This window comes from Pseudoalteromonas sp. MBR-15 (assembly GCF_053628915.1).
The window spans coordinates 171,038-190,570 of sequence record NZ_JBRJHH010000001.1 but is presented as its reverse complement, the minus strand read 5'-3'; the positions used below and the strand labels follow the sequence as shown (position 1 = coordinate 190,570).

The following is a 19,533-nucleotide window of genomic DNA, read 5'->3' as shown; positions in this document are numbered from 1 at the left end:
AAAAAATAAAAGCCTATTGTTAACCTGTAATTAACAATGGAGAAAGTATTATGGGCACTGTAGCCAGTAAACGTGAATTCGCAAGCTTCAAAGAGTTTTATCCCTATTATCTTCAAGAGCATAAAAATAAAGTCTGCCGACGCTTACACTTCGTTGGTAGCTGGTTAGTGTTAGCTATTTTGTTCGCTGCTTTATACCAACAGCACTATAGTTGGTTGCTGTTATGCCCTGTTGTTGGATATGGGTTTGCTTGGATTGGTCATTTCTTTTTTGAAAAAAACCGCCCTGCCACTTTTACCCATCCTTTTTATAGCTTTATTGGTGACTGGGTTATGTTTAAAGACATTATCGTTCGTAAAGTGCCATTTTAGGAAATCATCATGACCATGAAACATTCAGTCTCAGAACAAGAGTGGCATGCACGTGTAGAACTTGCAGCTGCCTACCGCCTCGTTGCTTTATATGGTTGGGATGACCTAATTTTTACGCATATATCAATGCGCGTACCAGGTACTGAAAACGAGTTTTTAATAAACCCCTATGGCATGATGTTTCACGAAATCACAGCATCAAGCTTAATAAAAGTTGATCAACAATGTAATAAGCTGCACGACAGTGAATACCCCGTTAACCCTGCTGGCTTTAATATTCACAGTTGTATACATATGGCACGTGAAGATGCTCATTGCGTTATTCACACTCACTCATTAAATGGCACAGCAGTGTCTGCAAATAAAGACGGCTTACTGCCCATATCACAGCAAGCTGTGGTTGTTCACTCAGGTCTCAGTTATCACGATTATGAAGGAATAGCACTTAATCCCGCGGAGCAAAGTCGCTTGGTCAATGATTTAGGTAACAATCACTTTTTAATGTTGCGTAATCACGGCTTGTTAACCGTGGGCAGCACCGTTGCCGACGCCTTTTTGTTTATGTATATATTTGAAGCGGCCTGTGCTGTTCAAACCCGTACGACCCAAAATACAGAACACTTAGTACAGGTTCCTAAAGCCATTGTTGATGGCATAAAAGGACAAACAGAAATCGCAACTAAAGGACTTGGCGGTGCAATTGCTTGGCCTGCTCTGCTGCGCTTATTAGATTCTAAAAGTCCAGGCTACGACCAATAAGGGCATACCATGCAAATAGATATTTTGACTAAAGTAGTGCTGCCATTAGCACTGTTTATCATTATGTTTGGTATGGGCTTAGGACTCAAAAAGAAGGATTTTGGGGCTTTATTCTTAAGCCCCAAAGCACTGATTTTAGGCCTAACATGCCAAATGTTATTACTCCCTATGGTGGCTTTTTTACTTGCCATGGGTTTAAAGCTTCCTTCTGAACTTGCGATTGGCTTAATTTTAGTCGCATGTTGTCCAGGCGGCGTAACATCTAATTTATATACTTATCTATTTAAAGGTGACCTGGCCCTATCGATTAGTTTAACCACTTTAGCAACCTTTATATCCCCCTTTACTTTGCCGTTTATTGTGCACTTTGCTATGTCATCATTTAGTGTGCCGGGGAATGAATTCACGTTACCAATAGTAAAAACGATTATACAAATGCTGGCTATTACCTTATTGCCTGTCACTATTGGTATGCTATTCAACAACCTTAAACCCCACCTTAGCAGTAAAATTGAACCATTAATTCGCCGACTTTCGAGCGTATTTTTAGTCATTATTGTCGTGGCAATTATTCATAAAAATGCTGATCTAATGTTTAGTTTTTTTGCCACCAGCGGCCTTGCTACACTTACCTTAAACCTAACCACACTGATGCTAGGGCTGTTCTTTGCCAAAATATCCGGATTATCGCAGCCGCAGCAAATGAGTATTGCAATCGAAGTTGGATTGCAAAATGGAACGCTTGCTATTTTAATTGCTAGCACCCTCATAAATAATCCCACGATGGCCATACCCGGTGCGACATACAGCTTATTTATGTTTCTAACAGGGTATATTTTTTGTTACCTATTTAGCGCCCATAGCAATAAACAAGCACGGCTCATAAAAAACATTTAATACTCCCTCAACAGCCAGCCACTCACAACTGAGTGTGGTGCTGGCTGTTCATTTAACAAATTTATGGCGCGACATGCTTCCCAGTGATAATGTAGTTATTGGAAAAAAATAACATTAACAGTCTCTAAGGAAAGTACATGGATCCCCTATCGCAAATTTTCGATTTACTATTGAATGTCGAAGTTTTTATTCTAATTTTCATTTTAGTGCTCTTGAAAAGTAGCGTTAAATTCGTGCCTCAAAACCGTGCTTGGTTAATAGAACGGTTTGGTAAATACCAATCAACAAAAGAAGCCGGCCTTAACTTTATTGTGCCATTTATTGACCGCATAGCCGCTGATCGTAGTTTAAAAGAACAAGCACAAGATGTGCCTTCACAGTCAGCTATCACGAAGGATAATATTTCATTGATTGTTGATGGCGTATTGTATTTCCGAGTGTTAGACCCCTACAAAGCAACCTATGGCGTAGATGATTATGTGTTCGCAGTAACTCAGCTTTCACAAACAACAATGCGTTCTGAGCTTGGTAAAATGGAGCTTGATAAAACATTTGAAGAGCGCGACCTATTAAACACCAATATCGTATCAGCCATTAACCAAGCTGCTGAACCTTGGGGTATTCAGGTTTTACGCTACGAAATTAAAGATATTGTTCCTCCTCAATCCGTTATGGAAGCAATGGAAGCTCAAATGAAAGCTGAACGTGTAAAGCGTGCACAAATATTAGAGTCTGAAGGTGATAGACAAGCAAATATCAACGTTGCAGAAGGTAAAAAACAAGCGCAAGTTCTCGCCGCAGAAGCCGATAAAGCAGAGCAAATATTACGAGCCGAAGGTGAAGCAAAAGCCATTATTGCAGTAGCAGAAGCCCAAGCAGATGCATTGCGCAAGGTTGGTGAAGCAGCCGATACCGAGCAAGGTCAAAAAGCGATTCAGCTTGATCTTGCAACCAAAGCCATTGCGGCAAAAGAAGCTATTGCGCGTGAATCATCAGTGGTATTACTCCCTGATAGCGGCACCGATGCCAGTTCATTAGTAGCACAAGGCATGTCTATTATTAACTCTTTGAACCAAAAACAAAAAAGTTAGGTTTCCCTATGGCATTTTTAGATACTTATTTAGCCGAAACACTGATGATTTTAGGTGTGCTTGCGCTAATTATTGAAGTTGCAGTGCTTGGAATGAGCACCTATGTGTTACTTTTTTTAGGTTTGTCTTTATTTGCCAGTGGTCTACTGATGAATATTGGCTTGCTTGATAGCAACTACACTACTGCACTGTGGAGCAATATTGTGTTTACCCTTGGTTTTGCCGTGGTGCTTTGGCAACCACTCAAACGTTTGCAAGATAAAACAGACACTAAACCATTGCACAATGACTTTGCCGACATCACCTTTGTTATTAATTCAGATGTTGATGACAGAGGTTTAACGACACATCCATACTCTGGTATCCAATGGCAGCTCAAAAGCCATACCCCTATTGCAGCAGGTAGTACTGTTAAAGTAACAGAAAAGCAAGTAGGCGTGCTCTGGGTTGAAGCAATTTAACACTTAGAGCCAAAACTCTATTTTGTTTTGTAATCGTGTTTGCTATGGTTTAGTAAACACGATTACAAGGGAAATGGAATACAATGACACAGAACAAAGCGCTGGTTGTAGAAGGCGGCGCAATGCGTGGTATTTTTGCCACAGGCGTACTAGATGCTTTTTTAAAAGCCAGTTATCAGCCGTTTCTACAGTGTTATGGCGTGTCTGCTGGCGCTACCAATATCGCCGCGTATTTATGCTCACAATATAAACGAAACCATGCCGTAATCACCGATTATTCATGTCGCCCCGAATTTATAAATTTTATCCGTTTTGCTAAAGGCGGCCATCTGTTTGATTTAGATTGGTTGTGGCAAGAAACTATTCGGGATATACGCCTCGATTTAGATACATTCAATAATCAAGCGAGTGAGTTTTACATTGTCGCAACCAATATCAAAACCGGTCACGCAGAGTATTTAAAAGCAAATGCTCAATTAATGGAAGAGCAACTTAAAGCGTCATGCGCTTTACCCATTGCCTATCGGCACTATCCCGTTATTAATGATATTCAACTGACCGACGGCGGTGTTGCAGACTCAATCCCCGTGCAAAAAGCATATGAAATGGGTAATAAAGATATCACGGTCGTTTTATCGCAACCGCTGGGTTATAAAAAGAAACCTGCAAAAGCCCCTTGGCTCGTTAAGCGGTTATACAAAGACACGCCTGCCCTTGCTGAAGCAACGTTGCGCCGAGCAAATAACTATAATCAAAGCATTGATTTTATTATGAACCCACCTAATGACTGCAACATAAATATCATTGCCCCACCTCCACAGTTCGCTGTTGGGCGAACAACAAAGTCATTTGCAAAATTATCAGCGGGCTATGACATGGGGGTCGATGCGGGGGCGCAATTTGTAGCTCAACATTGTTGATATAATTGTGCGATAAACGGAACAAATTTAACGCAGTTTTTTCTTGTTGAGCTACACTTATTTGACGTGTATTCGACAAGGATTGAACATGAAACATGACGCGCCTTTTTATCGTTTTTTCAAATTATTCATCTTATTTAGCAGTGTAATATACTGCTTTCCTAGCAATGCGATTGAGTGGCCTCAAAAAGTGCATACGACTGAGGGCACTTTGATTGTTTATCAGCCGCAACCAGAAAAGTTAATCGGCAATGCGCTTACTGCCAGAGCAGCCATGTCATTTACACAAAACAAAGAGCCCATATTTGGTGTTTTTTGGTTTACCGCAAAAATTGATACCGACAGAGAAAACGATAGCGTCACCGTACGCGATATGATCGTCATTGATGTGCGTTGGCCAGAATCTGAAGATGCGGGAGAACAAACCTTTACCACCGTCGTAAACCAAGCGATTAAAACCAGTCAATTTAATACTTCACTGTCGCAACTGACTGCCAGTTTAGAAAACGCAGAAGTTACAGAGCAAAGCTTAGCGCAATTAAAAACAGACCCTCCGATCATTATTTTTAAAGACAAAATTGCGGTGTTATTAAGCTTTGACGGTGAACCTAAATTTAGTGCTATCAAAGACACACACTATGAACGTGCATTAAATACAGCGATGACCGTTATTAAAGATACAAAAAACAAATCGCTTTACCTAACCGATGGGCACTTTTGGTATCAGGCAAAACAAGCAAAAGGCCCTTATAAACATACCCAATCTGTGCCTGCTGATTTAGCAAACATGCTCCCCAAAAACACAAGTACATCATCACTTTCATCCCCACCTGAGATTGTTGTTGCTACCAAGCCCACTGAGCTTGTAGTAACCGATGGCGAAGCCAAATGGAAGAGCCTAAGTGGTGGAGAATTAATGTACGTGTTTAATACAGAAACTCCGTGGCTAAGAGAAATGCAAACCAATAACATGTATGTATTGCTTTCTGGACGTTGGTTTAGGGCGAAACAACACACTGGCCCTTGGACATTTGTACGAGCAGACGAGCTGCCTCAAAGCTTCGCAAATATCCCACCAGAATCAGACCTTGGTGGCTTACGTGACTCTGTCGCGGGCACCGAAGAGGCAAATGAAGCGGTGCTTGATGCAAAAGTGCCACAAACAGCAGCGATCAGTCGTAAAGACGCGCGTTTGACCGTGTACTATGATGGTAAGCCTAAATTTGAGCGCATTCCAGGAACTAACGTGTCGTACGCCATCAATACCGATGCACAAGTGCTACAAATAAAAGGAAAATATTATGCTGTCGATAACGCAGTATGGTTTAAAGCTGATTCAGCGCAAGGTCCGTGGTTAGTGGCTGACAGCATTCCAAAAAATGAAATCGCCAAAATCCCACCCAGTTCACCCGTTTATAACCTTACCTATGTCGAGATTTATGAATCAACCCCAGACGTTGTTTACACAGGTTACTACCCGGGTTATGTATGGTCTTATCCTTATTACGGCGCGCCTGTTTATGGCACTGGGTGGTATTACCCACCATATTGGGGAGGTGGTTACTATTACCCTAGGCCGTCAACATGGGGCTTTAATATTGGCTATAACAACTGGACTGGCTGGTCGTTCGGCGTAAGTTGGAGCAATGGCTTTTTAAGCTTAGGAATGAATTGGGATTTAGGTTGGCCCACACATTACCGTCCTTATCACTGCTGTAATGGTTGGTATGGCGGCGGCTACCGAGGCCCCGTAGTTATTAATACTGGTGATATAAACATTGGCAATAGCGTTAATATTGGCAATAAATTAAATAACCTTAACAACAAACGTCCGCTTCATAATATTTATAAACGCAGTCAAATAAAAACACGCCTAGCCTCAAAAACGCAGGTAAAGCGCGATTTAAAAACAGCCATCAGCCAGCGCGATAAAGCGAACAATATATTTGCCGATCGAAATGGGAATGTACTAAAACATGACGACGGAAAGTGGCAACAACGTGTTTCAGATAAGTGGCAAGATGTACCTAGCGATAAACAACAGCAGATTAAAGACCGCATACAAAATACTGACCGACAACATGTGCAGAATAAATTGCAAACCATTGATAAGAGTAAAGCTAAACACACTTTACAGCAGCGCCAGCAATCACATACTCAGCAAACAAATCGCATGCAACAGCTAAATCAAGCTAACCGTGCTCGCCAACTTGGCATGCAAAGGCAACAAATGCGTCGTAATTTACCTAAACAAATGCCACGACAAATGCCCAACCGAGGTCACTAATAATACCCTCTTTAAAATGAAGCCTGATTTAATATTCGGGCTTCATTATTATTTAAAACTTAATAATTACACTCACAGAGAAATTAACTGTTATAGACTCAAGCGTTTGTGTGTAACGTTACACACAATGATGTAAATCAACTATTTGCACAAATTCAAGCAAAAGATAACTATAAACTATTGCAAAAACTTGCTTAAATACGTTTCTCTTATTAGCTTTAGTACTAAGCCACTATAAAAGTTCATTTTATCATGTTAAATAACTACTCTGTTCGTTCTCGACTCGCTGTGTTAGCGCTGTTACCCGTGTCGATTTTTGTGATCACGTCTATTTTTACCATATCCATGATGCATAGCATGGTAAAAGGTATCGACAGCTTGTATGACGATCGCGTTGTGCCGCTAGAACAAATAAAAACAGTATCGGACAATTACGCCGTAAGTATTGTCGATTTATTTCATAAATACCGAGCAGAACAAATTTCTAAAACAGCATTTCTTCAGTCTGTAAACGAAGCCGAATCCTTAGCAGACAGTAAATGGCAGAGCTACTTAAGCACTAAACTCACCAGCGAAGAGCAACGCTTAGTCAACAATGTTGAAAAGAACTTAGACAATGTTAAATCAGAACTCGATACGCTTCTCACTGCGGTTAAAAATAATCAATTGAAGTCAATTCCAGACGATCAGTTTGTGAAAAGACTCTACGCTGTATTCGATCCCCTTAGCGAGAGTTATCAAGGGTTAATTGAATTACAACTATCAGAGGCTTATAAGTTTAAAAACACGGCAGACAAAAGCTTTGAAAAAGTCAGCATTGCCATGACGGCCTCCGTCATCATTCTCATCATTATTTTGCTAATTGTCGCTTTTATGATTTATCGCTCGATTCATAATCCATTACTTTCATTGAGTGGAACCATTGGCTCAATTTCTAAAAATGCAGATTTAACGCTCAGAGCGAAAACCCATGGTAACGATGAAATAGCCCAAGCAGCCAGCCATTTTAATGCCATGATGGAACGTATTCATACGCTAGTGAATGACGTAACAAGTGCAACACTCACTCTGTCTTCGGCGGCCGAAGAGATGAATTCAATTAGTGATCAAGTCGCCAGTACAGCCACGGAACAAGAGCACCAATCTGCAATGATAGCAACAGCAATTACGCAAATGAGTAGTGCGATTGAGCAAGTAGCAGCTAACGCACTTGCTACTTCAGAAAAAGCCTCACACACCGACAAAACAGCAAAAATGGGGCAGCAATCAGTTCAAGAAAACATTGATTCAATCAATCGTTTGTCACATATCGTTAATGCAAATACGCAGCTAATCAATGAACTTAATACCCAATCGACCGACATAAACCAAGTGGTGATGATGATCCAAGGTGTTGCTGAACAAACAAACTTACTGGCATTAAATGCAGCAATTGAGGCGGCACGCGCTGGCGAATCAGGGCGTGGCTTTGCGGTCGTTGCCGATGAAGTGAGGCAACTGGCGCACAATACACAAAAAGCGACAGCCAGTATTAATGAAATGATTAGTAAACTGCAATCAATGGCACAGCAAGCAGTTACAGCAATGGGCAATGCCGATGAAAGCGCCAAGCAAAGTGTTGAATTTGCTGAACGGTCATCGCAGTTGCTAATTGAAATAACACAAGAAATGGCACAAATCGCCGATATGAACAATCAAGTATCTACTGCAACGGATGAACAAACGACCGTTGCTAATGAACTCAGTTGTAATATTAATGAATTTAGTAGCAGTATTTCACTGGTCAGCGAAAGCTCACAACAAAATGCTCAAGCGAGCCAAGAGCTTGCATCGCTTGCTTCTCGATTACAACAGCAGGTACATGTTTTTAAAGTGTAAACGTAAACACAGTGCACTTAATAGAGAAATACACAGATGAATACCCTAAGGCGTGTGTCTTTTATACTATGTGTCATGGTTAGTTTTGCAAATTATGCAGATGAGCAGCTTGTTATAAAACTTGCTCGGCCCGATTACCCTTTAGTTCAAAAAAATGAGTATATTCATGATGTTCTAGAAAAGAGCTTTGCAGTAATGAAAGTAGATGCCACCCTACTTTACAACGTTAAGCCTATGAATGATAAACGAATAGTAGAGCAGTTGACTCATAATAAAGCCGTTACATTAGCGTGGCTATCGCTCCCTGGCGAAATACCTGACTCTTTGGTTAGAACAACTATTCCCTTGTACAAAGGCTTGCATGGAAAGCGTCTGCTAATTATTCGTGAAGGCGATGAAGCGACTTTTCACAAAGTGAATAACCTAGGCACTCTAAAACAGTTAATCGGATTACAACAACAGAGTTGGTACGATTACACTGTTATGAAAAACAACGGCTTAACTGTTAATGGGGATCTGGACTATTTAGGCATGATCAAGGCGCTAGAAACAGGTTTGGGCGATTACTTCCCGCGTTCGGTGTTGGCTATAGAATCTGAACTTATCAAACTAAAGCAATTTCATTTGATCATTGAACCCTCTCTCATGCTGCAATATCCCAGCAATTACTACTTTTATTTAAGTAAAGAAAACCAACATATCGCGGATTTACTCGAGCAAGGAATGCAAAAACTTCAGCGTTCAGGTGAATTAGAGCGTATTTATTTGCACTATTTTGGCGACGTCGAAAAAAGGCTTAAACTCAAACAACGCCTTACCATTACACTTGAAAAAACGGCACTACAATGATTAAAAAGCTCATTCTCTTGCTTAGTTTTATTGCGGTGTTTATTGCAGGCTTTATGGTGGGTATTTATACCTTACCTATTCTTACGGCGACACCAGCCCCCGCTATCACCACATTACAACAGCATGCTAATCGTGCTTTGTTTAAGGGTGAGTTTAAAACTGATCTAAAAGGCTCTGACAGCCTGCATTATGGTGATGGGATGGTGTATTTAAGTAATGACGCAATCTCTATGCAAGGTAAACTTACCCCTGGGCCTGATTATCAACTGTATTTATCTCACCAATTTATTGATAACGAAAAAGACTTCCTTTCCTATAAAGGCACAATGCAACGAATAGCCGAAGTACGCTCATTTAATGGCTTTAAAATACGTGTTCCGCAAGGCGTAAATATTAGCGAATACAACACCGTCATTATTTGGTGCGAAAGCTTTAATGAGTTCATTACCGCAGCGCGCTATCAATAAATAGTATGCAAAACAAAGCCGCCTTTGGAGAGGGCGGCTTTAAAGCGGCAGCTATGGGTGTTGAGCTGCCTAATCAAGAGTCTTTATTTATCCATTTAAGCTGCATTTTCAGTGTGTTGAGCCTCATCACTGTGGCGGATTAAATAATCAAATGCACCTAGACTTGCCGTTGCACCACTGCCCATGGCAATAATGATTTGTTTAAACGGTGTTGTCGTGGCATCACCCGCAGCATACACACCAGGTAAAGAAGTCGCCCCTTTACTGTCGATTTCAATTTCACCAAAGCGAGTCAATGACACATCTGAGTCTTTTAACCACTCAGTGTTTGGTACTAAACCGATTTGAACGAAAATGCCAGCCAGTGAAAGTGACTTTTCATCGCCAGAGACACGATCAATGTAGCTTAAACCTGTTACACGCTTGCCATCGCCGACAACTTCGGTTGTTTGCGCGTTTTTAATGATTGTGATGTTACTTAAGCTTTTCGCTTTACGAATAAGTACCTCATCGGCGCGTAAAGTGTCAGCAAATTCAAGCACGGTGACATGCTCAACGATGTTAGCAAGGTCAATAGCTGCTTCAATGCCTGAGTTACCCCCCCCGATCACTGCGACTGCTTTGCCTTTAAATAACGGGCCGTCGCAATGCGGGCAGTATGCAACACCATGGCCTCGATACTCTTTCTCGCCCGGCACATTCATTTCACGCCAGCGGGCACCCGTTGCCAATACAACCGATTTGGCATTTAATACCGCACCATTTTCTAAGGTAATTTGATAGTTATCCTGTTTAGTTAATGAAGCAGCACGTTGGTTTTGCATCACATCAACACCGTATTCTTTAACGTGTTCTTCAAGTTGCGCAACTAACTTAGGGCCTTCAGTTGCTTTTACAGAGATAAAGTTCTCAATGGCTAATGTGTCTGCAACCTGACCACCAAATCGCTCTGCGACCACTCCGGTGTTTAAACCTTTACGCGCTGAGTAAATAGCCGCAGAAGCCCCCGCTGGGCCGCCCCCTACAACTAATACATCGAATAACGCTTTGTCGTTCAGCGCATCAGCCTGTCGTGCTGCAGCTTTGGTGTCTACTTTATTTAAAATGTCGGTTAAGTTCACAGCACCTTGGCTGAACAATTCACCATTTAAATAAACAGCCGGTACCGCCAGAATATTGCGCTCGTTCACTTCATCTTGGAACAAAGCACCATCAATCATTGTGGCTGTTATGTTCTGATTGTGCGCCGCCATTAAGTTAAGTGCTTGTACTACTTGCGGACACGTCTGACAGCTTAATGAAATATATACTTCGAAATTAAGCGGGCCAGTTAATGATTTAATTTGTTCAATTTCAGCGTCTGACGCTTTGCTTGGGTGGCCACCTGAGTGCAGTAATGCAAGAACCAAGCTAGTAAATTCGTGGCCCATTGGCACACCGGCAAAAATGATTTGCGTATTGTTTACAGGTGAAGACACCACCATTGAAGGACGACGTACGCCTTGGTCTGGGTTGTCTCGCACCGAAAATTTGTCGCTTAACGATGCTAAATCTGTCGCTAAGTTTTTAAGTTCTGTTGATTTATTGCTGTCATCCAAGGCGATAAGCAGCTCAACAGGGCTGGTAATAGAAGCAAAGTGGCTTGCTAATTGGTTTTTGATATTTGTATCTAACATGGCTTAGCCCTTGAGTTCAGAATAAATAATCTCGAAAAATGACAGGATTAACTGCCCACCACCCGCTAATGTGCTTAATGTGTGTGAGTTGTGATGGGCAATTAAATTCGTATTGCTCGCTTAAGCGAAGCGTGGCTTCGCTTAAGCACTTACGTGCAGTCGCAATTTAGATTTTGCCAACTAAGTCTAGTGAAGGAGCCAATGTTTCTTCACCTGGCTGCCATGATGCAGGGCACACTTCACCGTCGTGGTTCGCGATGTATTGTGCAGCTTGTACTTTACGTACTAACTCTTTTGCACTGCGGCCGATACCTAAGTCATGAGTTTCGATCACTTTGATTTCACCTTCAGGGTTCATTACAAATGTACCGCGAAGAGCAAGACCTTCATCTTCGATCATCACACCGAAATTGCGTGTAATGCGACCTGTTGGGTCACCGATCATTGGGAATTTGATTTTACTAATCGTGTCAGATGTATCGTGCCATGCTTTGTGAGTAAAGTGAGTGTCTGTTGATACTGAGTAAACCTCTACGCCCATTTCTTGAAGTTGTGCGTAGTAGTCTGCAACGTCACCTAACTCTGTTGGGCATACAAACGTAAAATCTGCTGGGTAGAAGAAGAAGATAGACCATTTACCTAGCACATCTTTTTCTGTTAGCTCTACAAACTCACCGTTGTGGTAAGCTGTTGCATTGAATGGTTGTAATTTTGTGTTGATTAATGAAGTGCTCATAGTTTTCCTCATTGATGTATTTAAAAGTTTAATTAACGCAGCCTTGCGTCTGCTTGATTAATACAATAGAGGTCTGAGCAATCAAAATAAAATTGATTGTTTAGATTAAATTGATTGATTTTTTAGATTGCAAACCTAAATTCTTTAAAAAGAATAAAGCCCTCAATCACTTACATGAATGAGGGCTTCTTTTCGTGGGAACGAAATTACTTATTAAAACCGTACAAATTCTTTGGTTTAATATATTTAGGTTCAAAACCTTGTTCTTTTGCAGCCGCTAACATGACTTGTTCAATCCAGCCTGCATCCATAATGTTCATGTAGTTACCATCGGGATCAAAATTAATGTTTGAGCCCATAACCACCATGAACGTATCAGTAACTTCGGTGTTTTCTTCAGGCACTTGGAATTGGTGAATAGAACCACCTGGTTCAAATAAATAGCTACCCGCTTTTTGCACATCATCTGGGTACTCTGTGTAATGCCAGCTACCAGACAAAGTATATAAATGTACAACACCAGTGTGAAAATGCTTTGGTAATACTGTACCGGGTTCAAATAAAACGCGTAATACCCATACCCCGTTTTCAGAATCAAGCATCAATGGGTAAATATGAACACCCGGTAATGCATTTTTTATAAGTTTTTCATCATTGGTATGAATCGTTAATAGAAAGTCTTGATGATTGATAATATCTGGTAATGCCATGTGTGTGTCCTCTTTTCACTTGCTTTAAATGTTGTTAATTGTTCAGTTAACTTTGACAGCAGGCTGTTCTGGAGCCGCTTTGCAAAGTCCTTGCTCAAATGCCCAATGCAGTGAGCTCTGCATACCATGCTGCAAACTAAATTCAGGTTTATACCCTAATAAACGTTCTGCTTTTTCATTACTATAAGCGGCACTTTTACGGCTAAGCATGCGCATTGTCGACGGGTTAATATCTGTCGTTTTACCAACTAAGTGATAACACCACTCAATGAAGCCGGTCAGTTTCAATGCCAGCTTTAAATTAACAACTTTCACGTGCTGTTGACCCTGTGCCTGCGCTAAATAGTTAAAATATGTTTGATTTGTTACTTGTTCATGCCCTGACAAATTAAAAATTTCGCCGCTAGCCTGCTCACTCATCGCACTTAAATAAATTCCTTTAACGAGGTCATCAATATAAACTGGCCCAAACATACCCTGTGGCACCATAAAGGTTCCTTTTGCAATTTCTTGCAAGGGGTAAGCTATCCATGGTTTTGACCCTGGACCATAGACATCGCCAGGTCGAATAATTGTTACATTCAACTTTTTACTAGCGTGATAACTTAAAGATAAGTGTTCACTCATCATTTTAGAATCGTTATAAGCACGCCCATCAGGGAGTAATGGTGCATCTTCGCTTATCGCTGTTTGCCAATCGCTGCCGTACACGGCCGTTGAAGAAATATGAATAAAGCGCATCACCGTGCCAGCATGTACTGCGGCATCAAGTAAATTTTTTGTCCAGCCGACGTTTGCTTGCCATGTTTGCTTGTAACTCAATGCATTAGACACAATGGCCGCAGTGTGAATGACTAAATCGCAGTCTTTAATCAAGTGACTAAAGCTCGCTGGCTCACTTAAATTACCCGACACAATGTTAAATTCATCACACGGCATCAAGTCAACACCGCATACTTGTACGCCTCTATCTTTAAAATACTGCGCAAGTTTGCGGCCAATAAAACCATTACCGCCACTTATAAAGACTTTTGTGTAATTCATTGCGTATTCCTATAAGCACTGTTAATAGCCTAATTTTAAATAGTAGACCATCATCGTTAATACATTGTTAAACTTTAATCGCTGTATTTACTTTACTTTTCACGCAATTTTTTTTACTTTTTACGCCAGCGCACTAAAAAAGAGCACATTATGCCCCGTTCACCGCACACACCTGACCTAATTAGAGTATCGGCTCTACATGGATACATCGAAATAATTGAAAGCAAGCTCATTAACCCTGATGCACTATTATCGCGCGTTGGGTTAGACAGAAAACAATTACAAGAGCCCAACAACTTCATTCAGTATCAGCAATTAATCGAACTGCTAGAAATCACAGCAAAAGAGCTCGAGCTTCCTTATTTTGGGTTAGAACTTGGTCGCTGGCAGAGTTTGAACATACTCGGCTCGGTTGGATATTTAATGGGTAACTGTGACAGCTTAGAAATGGCACTAAAAAACTTAACTAAGTATTATCATGTCCATCAAAATAGCGCCGATCTTTTGCTCGAAATCGGCCAAGATTACGTGAAACTGTCGTTTTTAGTACGCAGCAAACTGAAGGTCAGTGTGTATCATGGAGCCGATTTAGCATTAAGTGTTGGCGTTAACTTACTTAAACAGCTTACGGATGATCAGATAAAGTTACACCGCCTCGAGCTCCCTCACAGCGCCAATACGAATACCAGTGTTTATCGTCAAGCACTCGGGCAAGTGCCTGTGTTCAATTGCCCGCACACCGCGCTAATCTTTGACAGAAAATACCTAAAGCTGCCCATCAAGAACTCTGATAAACAACTATTTTCAATTTTGAGCCAACAACTTGGTCATCTTAATGACTCAAAAAGAGAAAATATTTCTGATCACGTTGAAGTGTTAATAAAACAGTATTTATTACACGAACAATTTGGCGTTAACTTAATTGCTGAAAAACTGTCTATGAGTTCCCGCAGCCTGCAAAGGCACTTAACTCAGCAAGGGACAACCTTTCGTGAGCTTGTTGATGACATACGCTGTAATCTTGCGCACCAGTACTTAACAGAATCAAGTTTAAGCTTGTCGAATATTTCAGATATTTTAAGCTTTTCAAACTACAGTGAATTTACCCGCGCATTTAAGCGTTGGTATGGCGTACCTCCGAAAGACTACCGTAAGTCATTACTGCATAATGGCGTAAAAAGTTAAAAATAGGTCGCTAAAAGCTAATTATTGCGTTAACAATTTATATATATTGATTCGCTAACTTCACTGATAAGCGGTCGTGCTATGATAAGAAGGGTGTTTATTACGGGTGCAAATAGTGGTTTAGGCTTTGAACTTGCTAAACAATACATAAAGCGTGGTGATGATGTCGCATTATTTGATATACGCTTTAGCCAGCAAAGTAAACATGCGCTTAGAAAACTGAGCGATGATTCTCAATACATTGAATTTTTTGCTGTTGATATGGCCGATACGCAAACGTTGGCTGTTCAAGTTAACAATGCGGTCGTGGCCATCGGTGAGCCTGAGGTTGCGATATACTGCCCCAGTACTACCAGCACTAGGAATATCGAGTCTTTAGCAAAGCACTCTGACACTAACAATCATTGTAGCCTACAAGCTAATATCATTCGCATTCTTAACTTTAGCGCCGTAATTCGTCAGTACCTCACCATGAATAGCCACCTTGCACTTATCACTTCACATGCCCCCATGACCCCTTTTGAATACGTGCAAGATCAACGTATTGCTGACGATGTAATCTTGAACTTTGCCAAAACACAACGTCAAGAATTAAAACCGGATGGCATTAAAGTCAGTGTAATTTATGCACCAGAGACCCCCTATTTAAGTGAATGTGACCAACACAACTGTGCACACACAAACACTCAAATCATCAATAAAGTAAGTCGTTACTTAACACAAGACCGTCGCGTCACCAGACTGATGCGTGGATTAGATAAGCAAAAATTTATGGTGATACTCGGCTTTCAATCTAGACTATCTTATAGCTTAAGCCGTTATTTACCTTCTTGGATGATGGCCCCTGTAATGAAGCGCATCATCAAACACTCTAATAAGAACAATATGCTAAGGAGTCCGAATGAACACACACGATAATCTCACACAGCTAATTGACCATACCTGTCAAACTTATGCTGACTTACCGGCCTACAACAGTGCAGGTAAAACATTAACTTTTAGTGATGTAGAGCAGCAATCTCGCTATTTGGCACAATGGTTTCAACAACACAGCGGCCTGCAAGTAGGTGACCGTATTGCGATTCAGTTACCCAATATTGTCGACTACCCTGTCGTTACCTATGCAGCTCTTCGCGCTGGTTTAATTGTTGTAAACACTAACCCACTTTACACAGCAAGAGAAATGCTGCACCAATTCAATGATGCGGGCGTTAAAGCGATTGTGATCCTCGACGGCTTAGCAGATAAACTCACGACTATCATTGACCAAACATCCATTAATACCGTCATAGTGACCGCAGCGGTTGGCTTACCAGCAGTCAAAGGCACACAACTCTCTCTCCCTGAGCTTATTGAGCAAGGTGAACAACTAGCACCCCTTAAAGTACACAACGCAAACCGCGATGATATAGCGGTACTTCAATACACAGGTGGAACCACTGGGGTTGCCAAAGCAGCCATGCTTAGTCACGGTAATATTTTAGCCAACGCTGAACAAATGAATGAGCGTTTTGCTGAGATCATGCAGCCAGGCCAAGAAACGGGAATTTGCCCGTTGCCGCTCTATCATATCTACGCATTCACCGTAAATATGATTGGCTTATTCGCGATGGGTCAGTTTAACGTACTGATCCCGAACCCTCGTGATTTAGATGCTTTAGTTAAACAAGTTGAGCCTTACACCATTAATTACTTTTCAGGAATTAATACGCTATTTATTGGTTTATGTATGCATCCAGGCTTTAAAGCGCTTGATTTTTCACAATTAAAAATGACCGTTTCCGGAGGAGCTGCGCTGACCCATGCTGCTGCAGATGCATGGATGAAGGTCACTGGCTGCACAATTACCGAAGGGTATGGACTGTCAGAAACATCACCCGTTGCGACCTTAAATGACTTCAAGAAAGAAGAAATCGGCAGTATCGGCCGTCCATTGTCTAATACCGTTGTAGAGATTTGGGATGAAAACGATCAGCCTGTGGCTGAAGGTCAATCAGGTGAAATTGTTGTGAAAGGCCCACAAGTTATGATGGGCTATTGGCAACGCCAAGATGAAACAGATAAGTGTATGAAACGTGGTTTTTTCAAAACCGGTGACGTGGGATTACAACTGCCAAGTGGTAATTACAAAATAGTCGACCGTTTGAAAGACATGATTATTGTCTCTGGATTTAATGTCTACCCTAACGAGGTTGAAAACGTACTTTGTCAGCATCCAGCCATTTGTGAAGCGGCTGTGATTGGCGCTCAAGACGAAAAAACAGGTGAGCGAGTGTGTGCCTACATCACCTTAAAAGAGCCAATTGATGAGCAACAAGTAACAGACTATTGCCGTGAAAACTTAAGTGCTTATAAAGTACCCAAGTCGATTATTTTTATGGAAGAATTGCCCAAGTCAACGGTTGGCAAAATATTGCGTCGTGAATTACGTAAATAATAAAGCGATCGTTTTAGGCGCTTAACTGGTATAAAATACAACGAGTTTGATTAAAAGAAAAAGCATACCCGCAGGTATGCTTTTACTTATTTTATGTCGGTTTAAAAGGCAATTATGGAAAAGTTCATCAATCACATTCAACTTGGTTACTTAGGTCTACTTCCGTTTTTAGGCTGCGTAGGCTGGCCGCTGATCACGGGCAGTAGTGCCATTAATTTAGAATTTTTCACTTTCTACAGCATAGCTATTTTGGCATTTATGGCCGGTAATTTATGGCATGCGGGCCAGCAAACTTATGCCGATGCCATCAAAGCCGTTTTGCCTATTATACCTATTGCCTTTTTGAGCTTTCTACCGCCAGCATGGATTCTGGCTTGGCTCGCAGCCAGCTTTTGGCTGGTGTTATTATTTGAAAAGAGCACACCTCAATGGCAAAACTACCACATTGACTATCAAAAAATGCGCTTTGTACTTACCGGCGTGGTGTTTGTCTGCCATATATTTGTAATTGGTATTAGCGTCTATCCTGAGTAGCCCTTTCAGTGTGTTTGCGGTAACATCCGCGGCTCAGTTGTTTAAGGACTTGGTATGATAGATCAACTACGCGCTAAACTAGACCATCTTGGTGAGAACTACGTTGAAAAAGGTGCACACTTTAAAATAAAGGTGATCCCTTTTTTTTGTGCAATCCATATAAAGAAAGATCATAAAAATCAGGGGCTCATCACCTTTTACTCGAATCAACTTATCGAAATATTCTTAGCCGTTATGTTTTTATTGTTTGGCTTAATGCTCTTCGATACTGATGCAGGATTTACGCACGGCCCTATTCATATTGTGATTGCGGTGCTGTTAAGTTTTAACCTCATCTTAAAGCAAATCGCTATTGAGGGTTTAAAAACACGTTTAGCCTTGTGCCCTAAACTAGAAAATAGCGACCTCGCTGAGCAAGGTCACTGATTCCATGTTTTTGGATCCAACGTGGCGTATTTTAACGGTCGGTGATGGCGATTTATCGTTTTCGCATGCCATTGCCAAGCATGTAAAACCAGCACAGCTTACTGCTTCAACCTATGATGCAGCACAGACAATAGAAGATAAATACGCCGACAACGCCCTTTCACAACTGCGTACGTTAGGTATTCGTGTGCTCACAGAGTTTGATGTAACGAAACCCAGTGCTTGGCAACGCCTTGACCAACAACGTTTTGATGTGGTTATTTTTCAATTTCCACTCATTCCTGCATTCAAAGGTGAAGCCGCCTTTAAAGCGCAAACAGGCTCTGGAAGCATGAATGTGCTGAATCGCGCATTGCTTTATCAATACTTAAAATATGCGCATCGCTTTGCACTTGATAAAAACGGCCCTATGCTGTGTTTTATTACTTCAAAAGACGTTAAACCTTACCGAGAATGGAACATTGAAGGGAGTTTAAACCAAGCTTTACCGTGTCATTATATTGGCCAAATGCCGTTTGATATTAGCCGTTTCCCAGGTTACAAAATTCGCAACGTCGACCGTGATAAGCATGTAAAAGACACCAGCGGCATCACGTATGTGTTTAGCAGTAAAAAAGACAACGACATCTGCTCAATGCTAACGATTCCCCCATACTTGGGTGAAAAACACTGTGCATTGTGTCGTGTGGGTCCCTACATGGCAAAAGAAGACGAAGACAAACATTTGCGCAGCAAAAAACACCTGCAAATGGAAAAGTTTGAACAAGACTGGCAGGCTTGGCTTGCACTTAATAGCGAGGAGTAA

The 19,533-nt window shown here is 41.3% G+C and carries 20 protein-coding genes; 16 read left to right on the top strand and 4 right to left on the bottom strand.

Translation table 11 applies throughout. From position 1 onward, the window contains the following. The first annotated feature begins 50 nt into the window (after nucleotides 1–50). The 10 genes from ACSSVW_RS00760 to ACSSVW_RS00715 all read left to right on the top strand — a co-directional run bounded on the left by ACSSVW_RS00760 (nucleotide 51) and on the right by ACSSVW_RS00715 (nucleotide 9,980). Nucleotides 51–371 carry an Mpo1-like protein gene (locus tag ACSSVW_RS00760; protein WP_421420235.1) on the top strand — a complete coding sequence of 107 codons (321 nt, stop codon included), beginning with the start codon at nucleotides 51–53 and terminating at the stop codon, nucleotides 369–371. Nucleotides 372–374: 3 nt separating this feature from the next. Next, nucleotides 375–1,130, top strand: a complete 756-nt coding sequence (locus tag ACSSVW_RS00755; protein ID WP_244887014.1) for a class II aldolase/adducin family protein — start codon at nucleotides 375–377, stop codon at nucleotides 1,128–1,130. Between the two features lie 9 nt (nucleotides 1,131–1,139). Continuing rightward, the gene (locus ACSSVW_RS00750; protein WP_421420231.1) at nucleotides 1,140–2,027 is read left to right on the top strand and encodes a bile acid:sodium symporter family protein; all 888 of its coding nucleotides are present in this window, start codon (nucleotides 1,140–1,142) and stop codon (nucleotides 2,025–2,027) included. Nucleotides 2,028–2,164: 137 nt separating this feature from the next. Beyond that, nucleotides 2,165–3,118, top strand: coding sequence for an SPFH domain-containing protein (locus ACSSVW_RS00745; RefSeq protein WP_065978986.1), 954 nt, complete (start codon nucleotides 2,165–2,167; stop codon nucleotides 3,116–3,118). Nucleotides 3,119–3,126: 8 nt separating this feature from the next. Beyond that, nucleotides 3,127–3,579 carry an NfeD family protein gene (locus tag ACSSVW_RS00740; protein ID WP_036972229.1) on the top strand — a complete coding sequence of 151 codons (453 nt, stop codon included), beginning with the start codon at nucleotides 3,127–3,129 and terminating at the stop codon, nucleotides 3,577–3,579. An 83-nt stretch (nucleotides 3,580–3,662) separates the two neighbouring features. Beyond that, nucleotides 3,663–4,499: a patatin-like phospholipase family protein gene (locus ACSSVW_RS00735; RefSeq protein ID WP_454178627.1), complete on the top strand. Its 837-nt coding sequence runs from the start codon at nucleotides 3,663–3,665 to the stop codon at nucleotides 4,497–4,499. A gap of 88 nt (nucleotides 4,500–4,587) precedes the next feature. Then, the gene (locus ACSSVW_RS00730) at nucleotides 4,588–6,786 is read left to right on the top strand and encodes a carbohydrate-binding family V/XII (protein WP_454178626.1); all 2,199 of its coding nucleotides are present in this window, start codon (nucleotides 4,588–4,590) and stop codon (nucleotides 6,784–6,786) included. 252 nt (nucleotides 6,787–7,038) lie between these two features. After that, complete coding sequence (locus ACSSVW_RS00725; protein ID WP_065978983.1) at nucleotides 7,039–8,664, top strand: methyl-accepting chemotaxis protein; 1,626 nt, start codon at nucleotides 7,039–7,041, stop codon at nucleotides 8,662–8,664. Between the two features lie 54 nt (nucleotides 8,665–8,718). Further along, nucleotides 8,719–9,513, top strand: a complete 795-nt coding sequence (locus tag ACSSVW_RS00720) for a hypothetical protein (protein WP_454178625.1) — start codon at nucleotides 8,719–8,721, stop codon at nucleotides 9,511–9,513. Then, nucleotides 9,510–9,980 carry a DM13 domain-containing protein gene (locus ACSSVW_RS00715; RefSeq protein WP_454178624.1) on the top strand — a complete coding sequence of 157 codons (471 nt, stop codon included), beginning with the start codon at nucleotides 9,510–9,512 and terminating at the stop codon, nucleotides 9,978–9,980. The genes ACSSVW_RS00720 and ACSSVW_RS00715 overlap by 4 nt, the downstream gene beginning before the upstream one ends. Before the next feature lie 95 nt (nucleotides 9,981–10,075). Here ACSSVW_RS00715 and ahpF read toward each other — a convergent pair whose 3' ends face one another. From ahpF to ACSSVW_RS00695, 4 genes are all read right to left on the bottom strand, one after another. Then, the gene (gene ahpF / locus ACSSVW_RS00710; protein ID WP_454178623.1) at nucleotides 10,076–11,656 is read right to left on the bottom strand and encodes an alkyl hydroperoxide reductase subunit F; all 1,581 of its coding nucleotides are present in this window, start codon (nucleotides 11,654–11,656) and stop codon (nucleotides 10,076–10,078) included. Between the two features lie 166 nt (nucleotides 11,657–11,822). After that, nucleotides 11,823–12,392, bottom strand: a complete 570-nt coding sequence (gene ahpC / locus ACSSVW_RS00705) for an alkyl hydroperoxide reductase subunit C (protein WP_036972239.1) — start codon at nucleotides 12,390–12,392, stop codon at nucleotides 11,823–11,825. Nucleotides 12,393–12,598: 206 nt separating this feature from the next. Beyond that, on the bottom strand, nucleotides 12,599–13,102 hold the full coding sequence (locus ACSSVW_RS00700; protein WP_454178622.1) for a 2,4'-dihydroxyacetophenone dioxygenase family protein: 504 nt from the start codon (nucleotides 13,100–13,102) through the stop codon (nucleotides 12,599–12,601). A gap of 42 nt (nucleotides 13,103–13,144) precedes the next feature. Next, nucleotides 13,145–14,146 (bottom strand): NAD-dependent epimerase/dehydratase family protein, encoded by a 1,002-nt coding sequence (locus tag ACSSVW_RS00695; protein WP_454178621.1) that lies wholly within the window; start codon nucleotides 14,144–14,146, stop codon nucleotides 13,145–13,147. Between the two features lie 150 nt (nucleotides 14,147–14,296). Here ACSSVW_RS00695 and ACSSVW_RS00690 point away from each other — a divergent pair, with 150 nt between their 5' ends. The 6 genes from ACSSVW_RS00690 to ACSSVW_RS00665 all read left to right on the top strand — a co-directional run bounded on the left by ACSSVW_RS00690 (nucleotide 14,297) and on the right by ACSSVW_RS00665 (nucleotide 19,533). Continuing rightward, nucleotides 14,297–15,331, top strand: a complete 1,035-nt coding sequence (locus tag ACSSVW_RS00690) for an AraC family transcriptional regulator (RefSeq protein ID WP_304633987.1) — start codon at nucleotides 14,297–14,299, stop codon at nucleotides 15,329–15,331. 81 nt (nucleotides 15,332–15,412) lie between these two features. Continuing rightward, nucleotides 15,413–16,249, top strand: coding sequence for an SDR family NAD(P)-dependent oxidoreductase (locus ACSSVW_RS00685; RefSeq protein ID WP_454178620.1), 837 nt, complete (start codon nucleotides 15,413–15,415; stop codon nucleotides 16,247–16,249). Next, entirely contained in the window at nucleotides 16,233–17,768 is a 1,536-nt protein-coding gene (locus tag ACSSVW_RS00680; RefSeq protein ID WP_454178619.1) for an AMP-binding protein, read from the top strand. The genes ACSSVW_RS00685 and ACSSVW_RS00680 overlap by 17 nt, the downstream gene beginning before the upstream one ends. Before the next feature lie 114 nt (nucleotides 17,769–17,882). Next, entirely contained in the window at nucleotides 17,883–18,302 is a 420-nt protein-coding gene (locus ACSSVW_RS00675; protein ID WP_118845246.1) for a DUF3429 domain-containing protein, read from the top strand. A gap of 54 nt (nucleotides 18,303–18,356) precedes the next feature. Beyond that, nucleotides 18,357–18,728 carry a hypothetical protein gene (locus tag ACSSVW_RS00670; RefSeq protein ID WP_036972250.1) on the top strand — a complete coding sequence of 124 codons (372 nt, stop codon included), beginning with the start codon at nucleotides 18,357–18,359 and terminating at the stop codon, nucleotides 18,726–18,728. A 4-nt stretch (nucleotides 18,729–18,732) separates the two neighbouring features. After that, nucleotides 18,733–19,533 (top strand): class I SAM-dependent methyltransferase, encoded by an 801-nt coding sequence (locus ACSSVW_RS00665; RefSeq protein WP_454178618.1) that lies wholly within the window; start codon nucleotides 18,733–18,735, stop codon nucleotides 19,531–19,533.

Bases quoted from the DNA above. Each gene is read 5' to 3' on its own strand.
- ACSSVW_RS00760 (WP_421420235.1), top strand. From the start codon at position 51: ATGGGCACTGTAGCCAGTAAACGTGAATTCGCAAGCTTCAAAGAGTTT.
- ACSSVW_RS00750 (WP_421420231.1), top strand. From the start codon at position 1,140: ATGCAAATAGATATTTTGACTAAAGTAGTGCTGCCATTAGCACTGTTT.
- ACSSVW_RS00745 (WP_065978986.1), top strand. From the start codon at position 2,165: ATGGATCCCCTATCGCAAATTTTCGATTTACTATTGAATGTCGAAGTT.
- ACSSVW_RS00740 (WP_036972229.1), top strand. From the start codon at position 3,127: ATGGCATTTTTAGATACTTATTTAGCCGAAACACTGATGATTTTAGGT.
- ACSSVW_RS00735 (WP_454178627.1), top strand. From the start codon at position 3,663: ATGACACAGAACAAAGCGCTGGTTGTAGAAGGCGGCGCAATGCGTGGT.
- ACSSVW_RS00730 (WP_454178626.1), top strand. From the start codon at position 4,588: ATGAAACATGACGCGCCTTTTTATCGTTTTTTCAAATTATTCATCTTA.
- ACSSVW_RS00725 (WP_065978983.1), top strand. From the start codon at position 7,039: ATGTTAAATAACTACTCTGTTCGTTCTCGACTCGCTGTGTTAGCGCTG.
- ACSSVW_RS00715 (WP_454178624.1), top strand. From the start codon at position 9,510: ATGATTAAAAAGCTCATTCTCTTGCTTAGTTTTATTGCGGTGTTTATT.
- ahpF (WP_454178623.1), bottom strand. From the start codon at position 11,656: ATGTTAGATACAAATATCAAAAACCAATTAGCAAGCCACTTTGCTTCT.
- ahpC (WP_036972239.1), bottom strand. From the start codon at position 12,392: ATGAGCACTTCATTAATCAACACAAAATTACAACCATTCAATGCAACA.
- ACSSVW_RS00700 (WP_454178622.1), bottom strand. From the start codon at position 13,102: ATGGCATTACCAGATATTATCAATCATCAAGACTTTCTATTAACGATT.
- ACSSVW_RS00695 (WP_454178621.1), bottom strand. From the start codon at position 14,146: ATGAATTACACAAAAGTCTTTATAAGTGGCGGTAATGGTTTTATTGGC.
- ACSSVW_RS00690 (WP_304633987.1), top strand. From the start codon at position 14,297: ATGCCCCGTTCACCGCACACACCTGACCTAATTAGAGTATCGGCTCTA.
- ACSSVW_RS00685 (WP_454178620.1), top strand. From the start codon at position 15,413: ATGATAAGAAGGGTGTTTATTACGGGTGCAAATAGTGGTTTAGGCTTT.
- ACSSVW_RS00680 (WP_454178619.1), top strand. From the start codon at position 16,233: ATGAACACACACGATAATCTCACACAGCTAATTGACCATACCTGTCAA.
- ACSSVW_RS00675 (WP_118845246.1), top strand. From the start codon at position 17,883: ATGGAAAAGTTCATCAATCACATTCAACTTGGTTACTTAGGTCTACTT.
- ACSSVW_RS00670 (WP_036972250.1), top strand. From the start codon at position 18,357: ATGATAGATCAACTACGCGCTAAACTAGACCATCTTGGTGAGAACTAC.
- ACSSVW_RS00665 (WP_454178618.1), top strand. From the start codon at position 18,733: ATGTTTTTGGATCCAACGTGGCGTATTTTAACGGTCGGTGATGGCGAT.